A 1,784-nucleotide genomic window follows, 5' to 3' on the forward strand; every position below is an offset into this window, starting at 1 on the left:
GGTGACCGCGGCCGTCACATTCGGATTGCCGTCGCGGTCGCCGCCGATCCACGAGGCGTAGCGCATGAAGGAGGGAATTCTGATCGGCTTGCCCGGATAGTGGCGCTCGAAGGCGCCTTGAAGCTTGCCATAGAGCTGTGGCGTTGCCTCGAAGATCACCTCGCGAAAGAAATGCAGGCTCCAGGCGATTTCGCCTTCGACTGTCGGGCGCTCCAGCCGCAGCTCGCCCGTCATCCACAGAAGCTCGATCTCGCTTTCCAGATCGGCGACCAACAGGTCGCGCTCGCGCGGCGCCCAGCGCGGCTGGTCGAGATCGGTCAGCTTGCGATAGATACGGCGGTGGATCTCCAGCACAGTGACGCGTTTGGCCTCGGTCGGATGGGCGGTCATGGTCGGGCCGACGCAAAGCTCATCGAGCGTCGCCTGGACTTCTTCGCCAGAGTGACCGTTCGCCGCCATCTGGGCGATCACGCTGGCGAAGGATCCGGGCACTTCGCCGGCACCCGCGCCTTGTTCGAGTTCGCGACGCGCCCGCATGGCAAGCAACTCGTCGGCAATCGTCAGCAACTGGAACCAGACGCCGCTCGCCTGAAGCGCCGGGATGCGCTGCTCTGGGGCGAGGGAGACGAGCGACCTGCGCCCGCTTAAGACCGCGGCGATCTCGGGGGCGCGCGCGCTTGCGACCTTAAGCAGCAGGCGCAACAGAAGGCTGCGCTCGTCCTCACGAAATTTGATGCGTCTGCTCTGTTCCAAACCGCTTTCCTGATCCGTCCGCATTGATTGCAGCGCGTAGCCGCGCCCTTGAAGCGCGCCGCGCTGAACCGGATTAACGTCAGGCGACCCGATCAGGGACCGGGCGGCCTTCGAAGAAGGCGGTCAGGTTCTCCACCACCTTCATTCCCATCGCCACCCGCGTTTCCTCGGTCGCGCTGCCGAGATGCGGCAACAGCACGACGTTCTCCAATCGCTTCAGCGCTTCCGGAACGGCCGGCTCGTCGGCAAAGACGTCGAGACCCGCGCCTGCGATCTCGCGCCTTTCCAGCGCGCCGATCAGAGCATCCTGGTCGACGACGTCGCCGCGCGCCGTGTTGATCAGGAAGGCGCCGCGCTGCGCTGCATCGACCGCAGGCTTCGAGCATCGATGAGATGGCGGTTTTCCGCGCCGCCCGGACAGTGCAGCGAGACGAAATCGGATGCCACGAGCACATCGTCCAAGGTCTGCATCTGCACCGCGCCCATGGCGCGCGTCTCGTCGTCATCGACGGGCGAGCGATTGAAGAACACGATCTTCATGCCGAAGCCGAAATGCGCGCGCTTGGCCGTCGCCTTGCCGATGCGTCCCATGCCGACGATACCCAAGGTCTTGCCCGACACCTTGGCGCCGGCCATGTGGGTCGGCGACCAGCCACGCCACTCTCCGGCCCGCAACTGCCGCTCGCCCTCGCCGGTCCGGCGCGCGACAGCCAACATCAGGCTAAGCGCAAGGTCGGCGGTGCAATCGGTCAGCACGCCCGGCGTGTTGGTCACCACGATGTCGCGGTCGCGAGCCGCCGCGATATCGATATGGCTGAAGCCGACGCCGAAATTGGCGATGATGCGGGTGCGGGCGGCGGTCTCAGGAAACACCGCGACGGGCAAGCGGTCGCTGACCGTTGCCAGGATCGCGTCGAAATCCGCGAAGGCGGAAGTCATCGCGGCAGGACTCAGCGGCTCATCGCTGGCGTTGAGCGTGGTGTCGAAGCGCTCGGCGAGGATAGCTTCGACGGCGGCCGGCCATCTACGGG

The 1,784-nt window shown here is 65.8% G+C and carries 1 protein-coding gene and 1 pseudogene; both read right to left on the minus strand.

All coding sequences use genetic code 11. From position 1 onward, the window contains the following. Window positions 1-753: phosphoenolpyruvate carboxylase (locus EOA29_RS35250; RefSeq protein ID WP_127222314.1), on the minus strand; the 753-nt coding region annotated here is incomplete at its 3' end. Window positions 754-832: 79 nt separating this feature from the next. After that, window positions 833-1,784 (minus strand): annotated as a pseudogene (locus tag EOA29_RS35255) (D-glycerate dehydrogenase); the annotation flags it as partial.

The organism is Mesorhizobium sp. M1E.F.Ca.ET.063.01.1.1 (genome assembly GCF_003998155.1).
Taxonomy (GTDB): Bacteria; Pseudomonadota; Alphaproteobacteria; order Rhizobiales; family Rhizobiaceae; genus Mesorhizobium.